The 14,749-nt window shown below is 59.6% G+C and carries 12 protein-coding genes and 2 pseudogenes; 2 read left to right on the top strand and 12 right to left on the bottom strand.

The window, feature by feature from the left end; translation table 11 throughout:
* Positions 1-145: 145 nt before the first annotated feature.
* The 11 genes from ACZ1HM_RS12750 to ACZ1HM_RS12700 form a co-directional block, all read right to left on the bottom strand.
* A complete protein-coding gene (locus ACZ1HM_RS12750; RefSeq protein WP_472743098.1) occupies positions 146-823 on the bottom strand; it encodes an orotate phosphoribosyltransferase in 678 nt (225 codons plus the stop codon).
* A 103-nt stretch (positions 824-926) separates the two neighbouring features.
* Positions 927-1,883: a threonine dehydratase gene (locus tag ACZ1HM_RS12745; protein WP_472743097.1), complete on the bottom strand. Its 957-nt coding sequence runs from the start codon at positions 1,881-1,883 to the stop codon at positions 927-929.
* Complete coding sequence (gene pyrC, locus ACZ1HM_RS12740) at positions 1,883-2,920, bottom strand: dihydroorotase (protein WP_472743096.1); 1,038 nt, start codon at positions 2,918-2,920, stop codon at positions 1,883-1,885. Before pyrC ends, ACZ1HM_RS12745 begins: the two co-directional genes overlap by 1 nt.
* 64 nt (positions 2,921-2,984) lie before the next feature.
* A complete protein-coding gene (locus ACZ1HM_RS12735; protein WP_472743095.1) occupies positions 2,985-3,845 on the bottom strand; it encodes a phosphoadenosine phosphosulfate reductase in 861 nt (286 codons plus the stop codon).
* A gap of 184 nt (positions 3,846-4,029) precedes the next feature.
* Complete coding sequence (locus ACZ1HM_RS12730; RefSeq protein WP_472743094.1) at positions 4,030-5,079, bottom strand: glycosyltransferase family 2 protein; 1,050 nt, start codon at positions 5,077-5,079, stop codon at positions 4,030-4,032.
* Complete coding sequence (locus tag ACZ1HM_RS12725) at positions 5,080-5,775, bottom strand: FkbM family methyltransferase (RefSeq protein WP_472743093.1); 696 nt, start codon at positions 5,773-5,775, stop codon at positions 5,080-5,082.
* A gap of 1 nt (position 5,776) precedes the next feature.
* Positions 5,777-5,953, bottom strand: coding sequence for a hypothetical protein (locus tag ACZ1HM_RS12720; RefSeq protein ID WP_472743092.1), 177 nt, complete (start codon positions 5,951-5,953; stop codon positions 5,777-5,779).
* Positions 5,953-7,536 carry a glycosyltransferase family 2 protein gene (locus ACZ1HM_RS12715; RefSeq protein ID WP_472743091.1) on the bottom strand — a complete coding sequence of 528 codons (1,584 nt, stop codon included), beginning with the start codon at positions 7,534-7,536 and terminating at the stop codon, positions 5,953-5,955. Before ACZ1HM_RS12715 ends, ACZ1HM_RS12720 begins: the two co-directional genes overlap by 1 nt.
* Entirely contained in the window at positions 7,506-8,132 is a 627-nt protein-coding gene (locus tag ACZ1HM_RS12710) for a hypothetical protein (RefSeq protein WP_472743090.1), read from the bottom strand. The genes ACZ1HM_RS12715 and ACZ1HM_RS12710 overlap by 31 nt, the downstream gene beginning before the upstream one ends.
* The gene (locus ACZ1HM_RS12705) at positions 8,129-8,761 is read right to left on the bottom strand and encodes a sulfotransferase (RefSeq protein WP_472743089.1); all 633 of its coding nucleotides are present in this window, start codon (positions 8,759-8,761) and stop codon (positions 8,129-8,131) included. The genes ACZ1HM_RS12710 and ACZ1HM_RS12705 overlap by 4 nt, the downstream gene beginning before the upstream one ends.
* On the bottom strand, positions 8,758-9,792 hold the full coding sequence (locus tag ACZ1HM_RS12700; protein ID WP_472744616.1) for a glycosyltransferase family 2 protein: 1,035 nt from the start codon (positions 9,790-9,792) through the stop codon (positions 8,758-8,760). Before ACZ1HM_RS12700 ends, ACZ1HM_RS12705 begins: the two co-directional genes overlap by 4 nt.
* A 229-nt stretch (positions 9,793-10,021) precedes the next feature.
* Here ACZ1HM_RS12700 and ACZ1HM_RS12695 point away from each other — a divergent pair, with 229 nt between their 5' ends.
* Together ACZ1HM_RS12695 and ACZ1HM_RS12690 are read left to right on the top strand one after the other, a co-directional pair.
* A complete protein-coding gene (locus ACZ1HM_RS12695; RefSeq protein ID WP_472743088.1) occupies positions 10,022-10,930 on the top strand; it encodes an AAA family ATPase in 909 nt (302 codons plus the stop codon).
* A gap of 63 nt (positions 10,931-10,993) precedes the next feature.
* A pseudogene (locus tag ACZ1HM_RS12690) lies at positions 10,994-12,258 on the top strand (vWA domain-containing protein).
* Between the two features lie 211 nt (positions 12,259-12,469).
* Here the strand turns inward: ACZ1HM_RS12690 and purL are convergent.
* A pseudogene (gene purL, locus ACZ1HM_RS12685) lies at positions 12,470-14,628 on the bottom strand (phosphoribosylformylglycinamidine synthase subunit PurL).
* Between the last annotated feature and the right edge of the window lie 121 nt (positions 14,629-14,749).

Below are 14,749 nucleotides of genomic sequence, written 5' to 3'. Positions count from 1 at the left end.
CACCCGTTGTCCCAGGCCGCTTGAATAGATCAGCCAGCAGCGCGGGTGCAAAATGTATCTTTTGTGAGTTAGTTGTGGATAACGTCACACCCACTACATATTGCCGCAATTACCCTTGCTGCGTCAATATAGTGGGTCTGTCCGCTTAACTTTTGTGCGCTTCTTGCCAGGCCTGCGGGGCGTTCAGAAACTTCTCAACTTCCGCCAGGGTTGCAGGGGAAAAGGCGTTTTGCGCCTTGGCTTCGGCCAATACGTCCCACCAGGTGCACAGATGATGCAGGCTTACCCCATGATCTCCCAATGTCTTTTCGGTTTGGGGGAAGATGCCGTAGTAAAAGATCACCGCCGTATGGCCGCAGGTGGCCCCGGTTTCACGAATCGCATCCACAAAGCTGAGCTTTGAGCCGCCATCGGTGGTCAGGTCCTCGACCAACAGAACACGCTGGCCTTCGGACATGTCCCCCTCAATCCGGGCGTTGCGGCCATAGCCTTTGGGCTTTTTGCGCACATAGGTCATGGGCAGGCCCATCCGTTCTGCCACCAGCGCGGCAAAAGGGATGCCCGCCGTTTCGCCGCCTGCGATGTTATCAAAGGCTTCAAAGCCTGCGTTGCGCATGACGGTGACGGTCAAAAAGTCCATCAGCGTGCTGCGGATGCGCGGATGCGAGATCAGCTTGCGGCAATCGATATACGTCGGGCTGGGCAGGCCGGAGGCGAGGGTGAAAGGCGTGTCAGCATTGAAGTGTACAGCATTGATTTCTAACAACATGCGCGCGGTCAGGCGGGCCATTTCTTGCGGGTCGGGATAGCTGGTTGGGATCATGACACACTCCTGATTTGGGGCGAGGCGTTGCGCACTCAGAAAGGCTGGGACGGACGTGCCGCCGTTTGGTTTGCTTCTACCCCGGTGCGGCGCCGGGGGCCAGTCACTCTGAACCGGCGATGATGGCGGCGTATTTGGCCGCGTCAATGTTGCCACCGCTGAGAATGGCCCCCACGCGCAATCCGGCCAGTTGTGCGCGTTCTTGCATCACCGCGGCCAGTGCCACGGCGCCTGCGCCTTCGCTGATGTTGTGAGTGGCGCGAAAGGTAAGGCGCATGGCATCGCGGATCTCATCATCGCTGACTTGGACAATGTGGTCTGCCCCTGCGACAATCAGATCAACCGCCGTTTGGTTCGGCTCACGGACGGCCACGCCTTCGGCCAGTGTTTGTACCGCATTTGTTGGCACGACTGCTTTGGCATCAAAGGACAGGGCATAGGCATTGGCCCCCGTGGCGACGACCCCGACAACCTTGGTTTTCAGCCCCAAAAGGTCGCGCATGCCCATCACGCCGCAGATGCCAGACCCCAAGCCAATGGGCACATAGACCACATCAAGCTCGCCTGCGGCCTGGAACAGTTCATAGGCGTAGGTGGCGACGCCCTGCACCAGGTCAGTGTGAAAGCTGGGGATCATGTCGAGGTTTTCATCTGCCGCCAGGTTTTTGGCAAAGGCGACGGCATCTGCAAAATCGCGGCCCGTTTCAATCAGCCGCGCCCCCAGCGCCCGCATCGCGGCGTTTTTCTCAGCTGAGTTGTTCTCTGGGACGACAACTGTCGCCTCAATGCCTTCAAGTCGGGCGGCATTGGGGATGGATTGACCGTGATTGCCCGTTGAGGCGGTGATGACCCCGTTGAGCCTGCCTGCTTCCTTGCGCCGGCGCATGTGCACCAACCCGCCGCGCACCTTGAAGGCACCAAGCGGGGTTTGGTTTTCGTGCTTCAACCACAGCTCGCACCCCAGTTCTTCGGTCAGCAGAGGCCAGTTGTGCTGCAACGTGGGTTGCAGGTGCTGATAGACGATGGCCTTGGCCTCATCAAAGGCAGCGGCGTCAAACATCAGCCGGCGACACGCCAATGCAGGGCAAAGCCGGGGTCGAAGACCGTGACGGGCCCTTCGTCCGTATCGATGTGATCCGGATAGCTGACCGGTTGGCGTTCCAGAGTGAGCGTGTCTTCGTTCACCGGCAGGCCGTAATAGGCCGGGCCATTGAGCGATGTGAACGCCTCCAGATGCTCAAGCGCGCCGTCTTCTTCAAACACCTGTGCGAGGATCGACATGGTGTTGGGCGCGGTAAAGCAACCTGCGCAGCCGCAGGGCAAAAGCTTGTTCTCATCGGTGTGCGGGGCGCTGTCGGTGCCCAGGAAAAACCGGGCGTCACCAGATGTGGCCGCTGCCCGCAACGCCAGACGGTGTTCTTCGCGTTTGGCCACCGGCAGGCAGTAGTAGTGCGGCTTGATCCCACCGGCCAGGATATGGTTGCGGTTGATCACCAGATGGTGGGTTGTGATCGTCGCCGCCAGATTTTCGAGAGCGGACATAACGTAGTCTGCGGCGTTCTTGGTGGTGATATGTTCCATCACGACGCGCAAGCTTGGATGTTTGCGCCGGATCGGATCCAGAACCCGGTCGATGAATACAGCCTCGCGGTCGAATATGTCGATGTCGTGATCCGTCACTTCACCGTGGGTGCACAGGGGCAGGCCAATCTCTGCCATCTTCTCAAGCACTTGTGCGACGTTGTCAAAGTTGGACACCCCGCTTGCAGAGTTGGTGGTGGCTCCGGCGGGATAGAGCTTCACGGCCTTGATGAGACCTGAGGCATGGGCCTTGGCGACATCTTCGGGGTCGGTGTCTTCGGTCAGATAGAGCGTCATCAAAGGCTCAAACGCAGCCCCGTCTGGCAGGGCGTCCAGAATGCGCGCCTGGTAGGCGGCGGCGTCAGCACCGGTGACCACTGGGGGCACCAGATTGGGCATGATGATGGCCCGCGCAAAATGGGCGCTTGTGTGGGGCAGAACGGCTTTCAGCATGGCACCATCACGCAGGTGCAGATGCCAGTCATCGGGGCGGCGGATCGTTAAGGAATGGGTCATGAAACCCGGCTAGCACAGCATCCTGCGGATCGCTATAGGCTTCGTGATCTGCGCAGGCCTTGAGCTATTCCGCGTCTTCAACATGCTGTGCGGAGCGCAGCTGGCGCAGACGCAAGCCAAATCGCGGGGCCTTCATCCGCCCGGTGACGTTGGCGCAAAGCGCCTCGATCAGGTCAAGCCGTTCTTCACGTTCCAACGTTTCCAGCAGATTGCGCAGATAGGGACGGTAATCGCGGCGGGCGCGGTTCAAGGTGGCGAAGGCTTGGGCGTCCAGCGTGTCTTCGGCGGCGGCTTTCAAGATCTCTACCCACGTGCCCATTTCCAACAGATCGGTCTGCAAAGCATCGCCCATGAAAGGCATCCGGCGTTTTTCCACGTTGGCACGGGTAAAAAGGGCGGCGTGCATCGCATCAAGCTTTTCGCGCGGATCATAGATCACATAAGCCTGCTGCGCGGCATCCAGCATGTCTGGGGCGTATCCATAGCGGCTGGTAAAATCCTTGGCGCGCATATCAATGAAACGGTCGTCCCATTCGGTGATGCGCGGATCAAGCGTGGCTTGCGGCTGAATGGCAAGCACCCGCGCCCCAGGGGAGGCGACGGAGTAGGCGGCAGCGGCATAGCCACAAGGGCCCGCGCCGTAAAAGAGGACTGTTTCGAATTCGTCAAAGAACCCATCGTCGATCAGACGGTCAAAATAGGCATAGACCGCAGGATCGCGAAACCAGGTGTCCCCGTTGCTGATCAGCGTCAGATTGGACCACCCGCAGGATTTGACCATGTCCCATCCCAACGGCTGGCCTTTTTCTGAAAGCACCTGAATGCCTTGCAGTGTCTCAAAGCTGACAACCAACGTGGGGCTTTTTTCAAAAAAGACGGCGTGGTGGCGGCGGCCGAGGTTTTCGACGTATCCGTCTTCATCCACGATGGATCTCGACAGCCGAAAGCCACTCCCTGCGGGGGAGCTCAATCAACGAGCTGTCGAGCGTGAGCGCCTCTTGCGTCATTGCTGCGTCCTCAATCCATCATATCGCCGTTTTTTCGCGATTTGGATCAGACGCTAGCCGTCCAATGGGGCGAAATTAGGGAAAATACTTGTGCAATTGAGGCTAAGTGCCACCGCCGGCATGTGCAAGCTGTGCGTGGCGGATCAAGAAACGCGCCTGTGCGGCGGTCAGGGGTTGGCTGGGCGGTGTCATCAGCAGACGGCCAAAGAGCGCGCGGTAGGGTTCTTGGGCCAGCAGCTCTTCAAACCGGGTCTTGCGCCAGGCCACGGCGTTTTGATGCAGCTCAGCTAATGCGGCGTCCTCTGTCAACGCCCGCAGCTTTGCCGCGCGCGGCTTGGCCAGCCGGTTCACGCTGTCATCTGTGTCTGTGTTGAAGTTGCGTTCGGTGAAATAATCCAGGCCCAGCGTGTCACCCGCATGGACCGCGCGGCCCCTGTCAGCCTTGAGCACATAGCTTTCCAAGGCCCCCAAGGGATAATGGTTCAGCTGGACCAGCCCAAAGTTGTCATGCCCAAAATCCGAAAAGATACGTTTGGTTTTGAACGGCTCGGGCAGGGGGCGGCCGCTGCCATCAAACCACCGGGCGGCCTCCAGCCGTTCTTGGCGCGGGGCGCGGGGGCGGTGCACGCCAGGTTTTCGGTAGGTGCCATCGTTGCGGTAGAGCGTTTTGAACATCGCCGCACGCCAGGGCCAATGCAGGACCGCGGGCGCGCAGCGCGTGAAGGTCTCTGTCACCGGCGTGTCGGCGTGTCGCACCTGACCTGCGGTGCCAAAAAGCCGCCATGTCAGGGTGATGGCGGTAGCCTCGGGCAGGGCGCTCAGCAGTGCCTTTAGGGTGTGATCACCGGTGTGGATGTTGACGAATTCGTCGATATCCAGGGGCAAGATCCAGTCTGCGTCCTTTACCTGCGCCATCTTGGCCGCCGCCTTGAGGGCGGTGAACTGGATGCCGCCCCCGTCATAGGGGCCATCATTGCGCACGTGGGTCAGGTGGCCCAGAGCTTGCAACCGGTCCAGCATGGCATCGGTGCCGTCCTGGCAATTGTTGGAGAACACCAAAAAGTCGTCGAACCCCACAGCCTGATGATGTGCCAGCCATTCCAGCACAAAGGCCCCCTCATTTCGGACACAGAGGATGGCCAGATGGGTCATTTACCAATCAGTCCGAAACGCCAGTACCTTGCCGTGGCTGCCCCGGTGGTAATAGGCCAGTCCCGCATCCATGAAGGCGCGCATGATCTTGTTGATGCCCTGCGGGCCGATCCACTGGGGGTGCGTTTCGATGATGGCGGCGCGAAAGCCGCTGAGATCAAGGGAGGGGATCAAATCCACCTCAGCCCCTTCGATGTCACAAATCAGGACATTTGCGCCGATCTCTTTGAAGGTGGCTTTGGCATTCAGCACATCAACCTTCACGCTGGGCGGATCGACCTCACCTTCAAGCACCTGCATGGACGATCCCAGCATCGGGGTGCGGACATAGAAATCAACGCTGCCTTTGCGGGGGCCAAGGATGGCGTTGGTCACATGGGCGTTGGTGACGCCATTGGCTGAGTGCACCGATTGAATATAGGGGATGAGGGCCGGATTGGCCTCATAGACATGAACCGATTTGATTTTGCGTTTGGTGGCAACCAGGGTGGACATATAGCCAATGCCGCCGCCCAGCTCGACCACGACATCGCCCTCGCGCACCACGCGCAAAGCGGCCTCAGTTTCTTTGCTTTCATAGTCGTTCTTGCGCAGCAAGCGCCGCACCCGACCTTTGATCACCTCTGGGTTTTTGGGGAAGTTCATGCCGCGCGAACGGATGAAACCTGGCTCTTCTGGTGGGAATTGTCCGTCCATGTCAGCTCTCCATATCAAGTGACAATGCGTATGCTACACGCTCAGTTTCGTTCAGCTTCACGTCCAGCGCCTGCTGATAAAGTGCGGCAAACTCGGGCATGGCGTGCAATTCATCCGCCTTGGCGCGGTGCCATTTCAGCCCGTCCAGGTGGGCGGCGGCCAACACCGGATCCGCCATCAGGCGGTCATACTCGGCCCGCAGGCGGGGGATGTTGCGTTTGATGGTGATGTCGCGAAAATCCGACCAGTCCATGCGGATCCAGTAGTTGATCCCGATGGAGCGATCGACATGCAAGGCCCGCCCCTTTGGCGTTTGATCAAGAAACTCTCAGCAGAGCGCAGCGCATAGTGATTGAGCTGCAGCAGGTCGTATCCGACGTTGGATTTTGACGACCGCCAGCCATTGTGGGCCGCATCACGGGTCATGTCGTGGCCAGAGCCGTTGACCCATTTTACTTTACTTTCAGACCCTTCCACCAGTTTGTTCGGACGGTGGCATGAGATTTTTCCATAGGCTCCGATGTTTTGGAACATGGTCTTAAATCCCCAAACGGTATGCGGCTTGGGACAGTATTTTGGCGCGCAGGTGTCGAATTGTTCAATGACAAAATCGTCGTTCAGCCGTGTGACCCCGTTGTGTCCGAACAGCCGCCAGGTCATGGCAAAGTTCGTGGCATCGGGCACAGCGGCGAACAGATCATCCAGCGTGCCGTTGCCGGTGCGCACGTTCATGAACTCATCAACGTCAATATGTGCGATCCACTCTGCGTTCTGGATCAACGGTTCTTTCAGTGATTGGTTCAGCGCATGCTGCTGGGGCGAATTGCCCTTCCAGTTGTCGTTGTTGCGGTGCTCAAGGACCCCCAGTGCCATCAGGCGGCTCAGGATTTCATCAGTGCCATCGGTGCAATCGTTCGTGTAGATCAGGAAGTTATCCACCCCAATGGCGCGGTGATAGGCGATCCATTCAATGATATAGGGGGCTTCGTTTTTCATGCAGCCCACGATGACATTGCCGGTGGAGCCTGACTTCAGCGCGCGAGGCGGCATTGGGGTATAGGCGGCGGCAAGCTCTTCTTCATTGACTGCGCCAAGATTGTTGTGGGGGCGGAACTGGCTGGTCAGCACCATCTGGTGGTTCACCTTCACCCGGTTCAGCAAGCGTGTCTGGGCCGCTTGTTCCTCTGCGTCGGTGTTTTGCTGTCCCAGGATCGTATCGAATTTCTTAGCTGCTTCCTGAGCCGCCTCAGCTTCGGCCTGTTTCTCAGCGACCGGCGTGCTGTTTTTCCGCAAGGAATAGGCATAAGCGGCCAGGTATTGGCTGGCGCGGAAGCCGTTCATTGGATCGGCTTCGGTCCATTCAGGCAAAGGCGCATCGGGCGTAAGCGCCTGTTTCAGGTCAGGGAACTTTTTCACCAAGGCGGCGTTGGCGGATTTGAAATGCTTGGAGACTGCTGCCAGGCTTCCCGGTGCGATCGGGTCGCCCGCGATGCGCACGTTGCGGTGCACCATGCTCCACACATCGCGCGGGATGATCATCTGACGCGCCTGGCTGTAGCGGATCATCACCTCGTTCATCTGCCGCATCCTGGTGAGGGACGGGGCAGGTTCGGGGTGGAAACGCCGGGCTGTTGCGACCGGGCCAAAGGTGTCAGCAATGCCCAAGGTGCGGCAAAGTTCTTGCATGCCATTGGGCGAGGTGAGCTGCGGCAGGTCAAGCGGGCGCAGCGTTACGTTCTGCGCCCCAAAGACGCCCCCCAAAGCTTGATAAGTGATTTATAATCAAGCCATTGCGGCGGTGCCTGAATGTCGTTGAAAAGACCGAAATGCGGCTCCGTTTTGCCTTGCTGGGCCAAGGCACCGGCCCACCAGTCTTTGCCCTTTGCTAAGGCAAGCTCCTGGCTCAGCGGATGCCGGCGCCCTTCGAGGACGGCGTAGATGTAGTGCTCCACCAACAGTCGTGCCTGTTCGTCGACATGGGCAACGATCTGGATGTCGTCAAAGTGCGGCGTGAAGAGCGCTTGCAGCCGTGAAACCTCATCCGGCTGCGTTAAAAGGTTCCCCAATTGCGCCGCGGCGACCACCACGTGATCGGCTTTCAACGCAGGCACGTCCTTTTCCAGAAGGGAGGTGAATTCGGCCGTCAATGTTTGTTGCACCAAGGGGCTGTGCAGCCCACGTCTGTAGCGCAAGACGCCTACAGCTTCGGCCTCAGCACAGGCCGCATAAAGGCGCACATGGTTCCACTCAGGCGCTGCAACGCCGGCTTTTTCCAGCGCTTTTGCGTGATCTTTGAACAGCCCGCGAAATCGCATTGCGGCTTTTTCAGTAGGGCCAATAAGAAGCGTCAGTTTCATGATGCGGCCTGTTGTGGTTTGCCCATGTTGCTTTGCCCCCACCAGGGCAAGTCGATCCCCAGATAGGCGCTGATCTTGTCAGGGGCGTCCGGGTCTTCCACGTCGTAGGACATGAAATGCGCGGCCCCTTCAAAGACATGGTGGCAAAACGCATAATGCGCCCGCTGCCACTGGGCCAGTTGCGCTTCTGTGCGGCCAAAGCCACGGGGCAGGCCGGGGATATCAGCCTGCGGCAGGCGGCGTTTGCCCAGGTTGTTCCACCGCATCATGGAATTGGCGGTTTTTTCTGGATCGCGCATCGTCAGGATGAATTTCACACCCGGGTGGTGCGCGCGGATCGCGGAAATCAGCCCCCAATCCGTTTGCGGCCAAAGTGAGCGGTCTTCGCGCACGGCGGACATTTCATTGATCACATCAAACTCATCCAGCCGCGCCAGCGGATCGCCAGAGGCGTAATAGTCGTCGTAAACGATCTTTCCGATGTGCATGCGGGGGATGTCACTGCGTGTCGATTGGCCCGGACGGATCCGCCAATCCGCAACCGTCAGCCCCGCGTGCCGCAGCGCATCGGTCAGCGTGGTGGTGCCCGTTTTGGGCAGGGCCAGGTTTACAACACGCAATCGGGTCATGGGGTTTCTCCCAAAGCCAGGCCAATTTCTTCGCGGATCTTGGTTTCCGCAGCCGAATAAGGGGGCGCATTGCGCAATTGTGCCTGCATGGCGCGGTATCCCTCTTGCGCCAACAGCGCGTCGCGCTTGGCAAGGTGAAGCTGCACGGCCTCTTCATGCAGCGCGCCCACACCATCCAACGCCTTCAATCGAGCCATTTCGGCACGCAGCGGTGCGGCGTAGCGCAGGATGCTGTCATCGAAAAAGCCGCCATCATTGCGCTCACGCCAATAGCTGTCGTCAAAGGCGCGGTGTTCGCGGTTCACATCGCCGCGGTCGTTTTTCACCAGATAGCTGTCCAATGACCGCAAGGCGTAGTGGTTCAGTGTGGCAAAGCTGCGCGCCCCTCGGGCCGGAAAGGCGCGAATGCGCCGTTTGTTGGCGCAGCTCCGAAAGGGGCCGGGCACAGGGCGGCCCGCCCCATCTGTCCAGACAGGCTTGGATTTGGCTTCATCATGAAACGGACGATGGGCACCAAAATAGTCGGTAGGAAAGTCCCGGTGCACCAGCGATTTTACCTCAATCGCGGTGTCGGCCCCCCAAATGTCTGGATTATGGCTGCGCAGAAACTGGGTGATGACCGGTTCATCCACAAAGCTCTCAATCCCGTCATTGGCCATGAATTGAAACGTAACCGAGATTGCCTGCGGATCGCCGCAGGCCTCTATGAGGGCAGGGAGGCTGTGATCACCCACGTGAATGTTGATGAACTCATCAACATCCGCAATCCAAACCCAATCCGCCGCCTTGACCAGGGGATGTTGCTTGGCCGCCTTTAACGCCTGCATCTGGTAATTGCGGTTCTTGGCGGGGTTAGGCAGATGCGTGACAACCCCGTGCCCGCCAAGCTGGTCCAGCAGGCGGTCCGTCGCATCGGTACAATCGTTTGAATAAAATAGGAAATCCGTCACGCCAATGACACGATGAAACGCGATCCATTCCAACAGAAACGGACCTTCGTTTTTCACGCAAGTGACGGCTGTGATGCGCAAGGGCTGCATCACCCACCTGTCCTGGGGTTGAAAATGCTCATCGTCTACACTGCCTCTGGGCTCAGGTGCGCGTGGCCCTGATCCTCTCTTTGCTTGGTTAACAATATGTCAGCAGGGGCGAATCACGTCAATCACGCTGGTAAGGCCCGCACATTGCGTGACAATTTCGCACGGGCTCCCTTGACCCGGGCCGGACCACATGCACCTTTGCTGCATCGGGGAGAACGGGATGAGCGATTTTTCAAGCATAGACGCAGTGCAAGAAATGCTGGGCGCGCAGGGCTACATCTGTGGCCGCGCCTTGGGGACGGTGGTGTTTCTCAGCCTGACGCTGGGGCGGCCATTGTTTCTGGAAGGCGAAGCTGGGGTTGGCAAAACTGAGATTGCCAAAGCCTTGGCGGCGGGTCTGAACCGACGGCTCATCCGGTTGCAATGCTACGAAGGCCTCGATGCGGCCTCTGCGGTCTATGAGTGGAACTTTCCGGCACAAATGGTGGCCATCCGCACGGCTGAGGCAGCAGGCGGGGCCGACCGGCAAGCGCTCACAGAGACGCTCTTTAGCGATGAGTTCCTCATCGAACGTCCCCTGCTTGAGGCGATGCGGCCTGACGCACAAGGCGCGCCGATCCTGCTGATTGACGAATTGGACCGCACAGATGCCCCGTTTGAGGCGTTCTTGCTCGAGGCGCTCAGCGATTTTCAGGTAACAATCCCTGAGTTGGGCACCATCGCCGCGCCCGAGCCCCCGATTGTCATTCTCACCTCCAACCGCACCCGCGAAGTGCATGACGCACTCAAACGCAGATGCCTCTATCACTGGGTCGACTACCCCGCTTTTGACCGAGAGATGGAAATCCTCGCCGCCCGCGCGCCGGAGGCCTCTGAGGCGCTCAGCCAAGAGGTTGTGGCCTTTGTGCAAAGGCTGCGCACCGAAGATCTGTTCAAAAAGCCCGGTGTGGCTGAAACGATTGACTGGGCCAAATGCTTGCTGGCGCTGGATGTCATTACGCTGAGCCCTGAGGTGATCGCCGACACGCTGGGGGCGATCCTGAAATACCAAGATGACATCGCCAAACTGCACGGGTCTGAGGCCAAGCGGATCCTGGATGAGGCCAAAGCCTCGCTGGCCCCGGTCTGATGCTTCATCTTTCCACTACACCTCTGGGAGGTCTGGAGGGTAGAACCCTCCAGTCAGCCATTTATGGCTGAATTGCCCCCGCTTGAATTGCCGGACGACCCAAAGCTTGTGGGCAACATCACGCATTTCGCGCGCGCTTTGCGCCGGGCGGGGCTGCCCATTGGCCCTGGCCGGGTGATTGACGCCATCCGCGCGGTGCAGGCTGCAGGTTTCACGGACAAGCGGGATTTTTACTGGACGCTGCACGCCTGTTTCGTCAACCGGCCTGAGCACCGCCCGACCTTTGCACAGCTTTTCCGGCTTTATTGGCGCGATCCCCGCTATATGGAGCATATGATGGCCGCGATGTTGCCGGCCATTCGCGGTGTGCAAGAAGAACGCACAGCCCAGGCGGCTGAAAAACGCGCAGCTGAGGCTTTGCTGGACGGGGCCGAAGCGCCGCCAACGGATGTGGCCGATACCCCGGACGAGGACGCGCTGATTGAGGTTGATGCCAGCCTGACCATGTCCAGCGCCGAACGGCTGCGGACGCTTGATTTTGAACAGATGAGCCTGGCTGAGATGGCTGAGGCCAAGCGGATGCTGGCCCGCATGCGCCTGCCCGTAAAGCCGATCCCGTCGCGGCGCGGGATGCCCGCCCATCTGGGCAAAATCGATGCGCGTCAAACCCTGCGCCAGTCCCTGCGGCGGGGGGTGAATTGCACCAGCTGGCCCTCAAGACACCCCGCCCGCGTTATCCCAACCTGGTGGTGCTTTGTGATATTTCAGGCTCAATGAGCCAGTATTCCCGTGTGATCCTGCATTTCCTGCATGCGGTCAGTAATGCCAAGGGGGCGGGATGGGCCAAGGTGCATGCCTTCACTTTTGGCACGCGGCTGACCAACATTACCCGGCATCTTGCGACCCGCGATGTGGATGCAGCTCTGGCCGCTGCCGGGGCTGAGGCGCAGGATTGGGAAGGCGGCACGCGGATCGGGGCCTGTCTTGAGAGCTTTAACCGGGATTGGTCGCGGCGGGTGATGGGGCAGGGGGCTGTTGTGCTGTTGATCACAGACGGTTTGGACCGCGACGCGCCCGAAGATTTGGCCGGGCAGGTGGAACGGCTCCATTTGACCGCCCGGCGGCTGATCTGGTTGAACCCTTTGTTGCGGTGGGACGGTTTTGCGCCGAAGGCGGCAGGCATCCGCGCGATGTTGCCGCATGTGGACAGCTTTCGCGCGGGGCATTCGATTGCGTCTTTGGAAGAGCTCGCTGCGGTTATTTCGCGGCCAGAGGACATGGGCGAAAAAGCGCGGTTGATGGCTCAGGTGGACGCTCATCAGCCCTAAAGGCTTCTTCGCTTGGAAGGGGCGCTGCGGGCTCACCAAAACCAAAAGGTTTCAGATCCACCCTTGCATGATCCCGTCTGGCAGAGCGCGCCCCGCTTCCCAAGAACAATAGCGGTATCCCAGCAAGCTGGGAGCCTCCGCGATTGTTCTTGGCAATCAGGCCCCGCTCAGCCCGTCAGGCTCAAGCAAGGGCGGCTCCGAAACCAAAAGGTTAGGCGAAGGTGGCCCCAAAGCTGTTGCGGTAGATTTCAGACAGCTCTTCCAGCGGGGCGGTGGTGCCGCCAAAGTTCACATCTGTGCCGCCGAATTTGCCGACGGTTGTGACCGACAGGCCCGCAGTTGAGGCCGCGATCATCAGCGCCTCGGCCTGATCGAAGTTACAAGCAATCAGGTAGCGGCCTTGGTCTTCGCCAAAGAGTGTGGGGGTATCTGCCGCCTCAAGCGTGACGCCGACGCCTGCGGTTTCAGCAAGCTCAAAGGCCGCCAGGGCCAGGCCGCCATCGGAGAGATCCGTGCAGGCTTTGATCATGTCGCGGTTGTCGCGGATGAAATCGCCGTGGGCTTTTTCCGCCGCAAGATCAACGGTGGGTGCATCGCCTTCGGTGCGGCCAAAGACGGTGGCCAACAGGGCGGATTGGCCCAGGTGCCCTTGAGTGTCGCCCAGCACCAGGGCCACATGGCCTTCGCGCACATCGCAGCCGATGATGTCATCGGGGTGATTGATCAGCCCTACCGCACCGATGGTGGGGGTGGGCAGGATCGCCTGGCCATCAGTTTCGTTATAAAGCGAGACGTTGCCCGATACGATCGGCATATCAAGCGCTTCGACCGCGGCCCCGATCCCTTGGATGGCGCCCACGAATTGGCCCATGATCGCGGGCTTTTCAGGATTGCCAAAGTTCATATTATCCGTTGTGGCCAGGGGTTTGGCCCCCACCGCTGTCAGGTTGCGATAGGCTTCGGCCACGGCCTGTTTGCCGCCCTCAACCGGGTTGGCCTCCACATAGCGGGGGGTCACATCCGAGGTGAAGGCCACGGATTTATCGGTGCCGTGCACGCGGATGATGCCCGCGCCAATGCCCGGTGTGCGGGCGCTGTCGGCCATGACCATGGTGTCGTATTGTTCAAACACCCAGTTTTTGGCGGCATAGTTTGGATCAGCGATCAGCGCCTTGAGCCCGTCGATGGGATCAATGCCCGGGACATCTGCCAGCGGCTCTGCGGCGGGTGTGGGCTCCCAGGGGCGGTCGTATTCGGGCGCTGTGGAGGCCAGCTTGCTCAGCGGCAGATCGGCTTTGACCTCACCGTTCAGCATGATCAGAAACCGGTCCTCTGCGATGGTTTCGCCCACAACGGCGAAATCGAGGTCCCATTTGTCAAAGACGGCTTTGGCCTCAGCCTCCAACTCAGGGCGCAGGACCATCAGCATACGCTCTTGGGATTCTGACAGCATCATCTCATAGGCGGTCATGTTCTCTTCGCGCACAGGCACTTTTTCCAGATCAAGGCGCACGCCCAGACCGCCTTTGTCGCCCATCTCAACCGCAGAACAGGTCAGCCCGGCTGCACCCATATCCTGAATTGAGATCACAGCACCGGTGGCCATCAGCTCCAGCGTGGCTTCCATCAGCCGTTTTTCGGTAAATGGATCGCCCACTTGCACGGTGGGGCGCTTTTCCTCAATCGTGTCGTCAAATTCGGCAGAGGCCATCGTAGCCCCGCCGACGCCGTCGCGCCCGGTTTTGGCGCCCAGATAGACCACGGGCATGCCCACGCCGGAGGCGGCGGAGTAGAAGATCTTGTCCGCATCCGCGAGGCCCGCGGCAAAGGCGTTGACCAGGCAGTTGCCGTTATAGGCGGGATCAAAGCGGACCTCGCCGCCCACGGTGGGGACGCCAAAACAATTGCCGTAGCCGCCGACACCAGCCACCACGCCGTGCACCAGCTGGCGGGTTTTGGGATGCGCGGGTTCGCCAAAGCTGAGCGCGTTCATCGCGGCGATGGGGCGTGCGCCCATGGTAAAGACATCGCGCAGGATGCCGCCCACGCCGGTGGCAGCCCCTTGGTAGGGTTCGATGTAGGAAGGGTGGTTGTGGCTTTCCATCTTGAAGATCAGCGCCTGACCATCGCCGATGTCGACCACACCTGCATTTTCGCCGGGGCCGCAGATGACCTGGGCCCCGTTGTGGGCAGGGTGCGGAGCCATTTCTTGGAAGACTTATACGAGCAGTGTTCGTTCCACATCGCTGAGAAGATGCCCATTTCGGTATAATTGGGCTCTCTTTGAAGGATCTGCTTTACCTCGGCAAATTCTTCCGGCGTGAAGCCATGGGCTGCGATGATGTCTTCGGTGATGGCAGGTTCCTGCATCCGTCTTCCCCTCATGTCGTCGCGGTGGTCATAGGCCATCCCGCCGGTGGGGAAAAGATGTCATTCCATAGAAGAAGGGCCGCCCTGGATGGGGCGGCCCCTTTTGGAGTCGTTTTGGCGA

It is taken from the genome of Sulfitobacter sp. GN1-4 (assembly GCF_055693825.1).
The sequence above is the reverse complement of the archived record's forward strand: the minus strand, read 5'-3'. Positions and strand labels throughout refer to the sequence as shown.

Excerpts from the sequence above, each read along its gene's own strand:
- ACZ1HM_RS12695 (WP_472743088.1), top strand. The coding sequence starts at position 10,022 with ATGAGCGATTTTTCAAGCATAGACGCAGTGCAAGAAATGCTGGGCGCG.
- ACZ1HM_RS12710 (WP_472743090.1), bottom strand. The coding sequence starts at position 8,132 with ATGAAACTGACGCTTCTTATTGGCCCTACTGAAAAAGCCGCAATGCGA.
- ACZ1HM_RS12730 (WP_472743094.1), bottom strand. The coding sequence starts at position 5,079 with ATGACCCATCTGGCCATCCTCTGTGTCCGAAATGAGGGGGCCTTTGTG.
- ACZ1HM_RS12725 (WP_472743093.1), bottom strand. The coding sequence starts at position 5,775 with ATGGACGGACAATTCCCACCAGAAGAGCCAGGTTTCATCCGTTCGCGC.
- pyrC (WP_472743096.1), bottom strand. The coding sequence starts at position 2,920 with ATGACCCATTCCTTAACGATCCGCCGCCCCGATGACTGGCATCTGCAC.
- ACZ1HM_RS12705 (WP_472743089.1), bottom strand. The coding sequence starts at position 8,761 with ATGACCCGATTGCGTGTTGTAAACCTGGCCCTGCCCAAAACGGGCACC.
- ACZ1HM_RS12720 (WP_472743092.1), bottom strand. The coding sequence starts at position 5,953 with ATGGCGGATCCGGTGTTGGCCGCCGCCCACCTGGACGGGCTGAAATGG.
- ACZ1HM_RS12745 (WP_472743097.1), bottom strand. The coding sequence starts at position 1,883 with ATGTTTGACGCCGCTGCCTTTGATGAGGCCAAGGCCATCGTCTATCAG.
- ACZ1HM_RS12750 (WP_472743098.1), bottom strand. The coding sequence starts at position 823 with ATGATCCCAACCAGCTATCCCGACCCGCAAGAAATGGCCCGCCTGACC.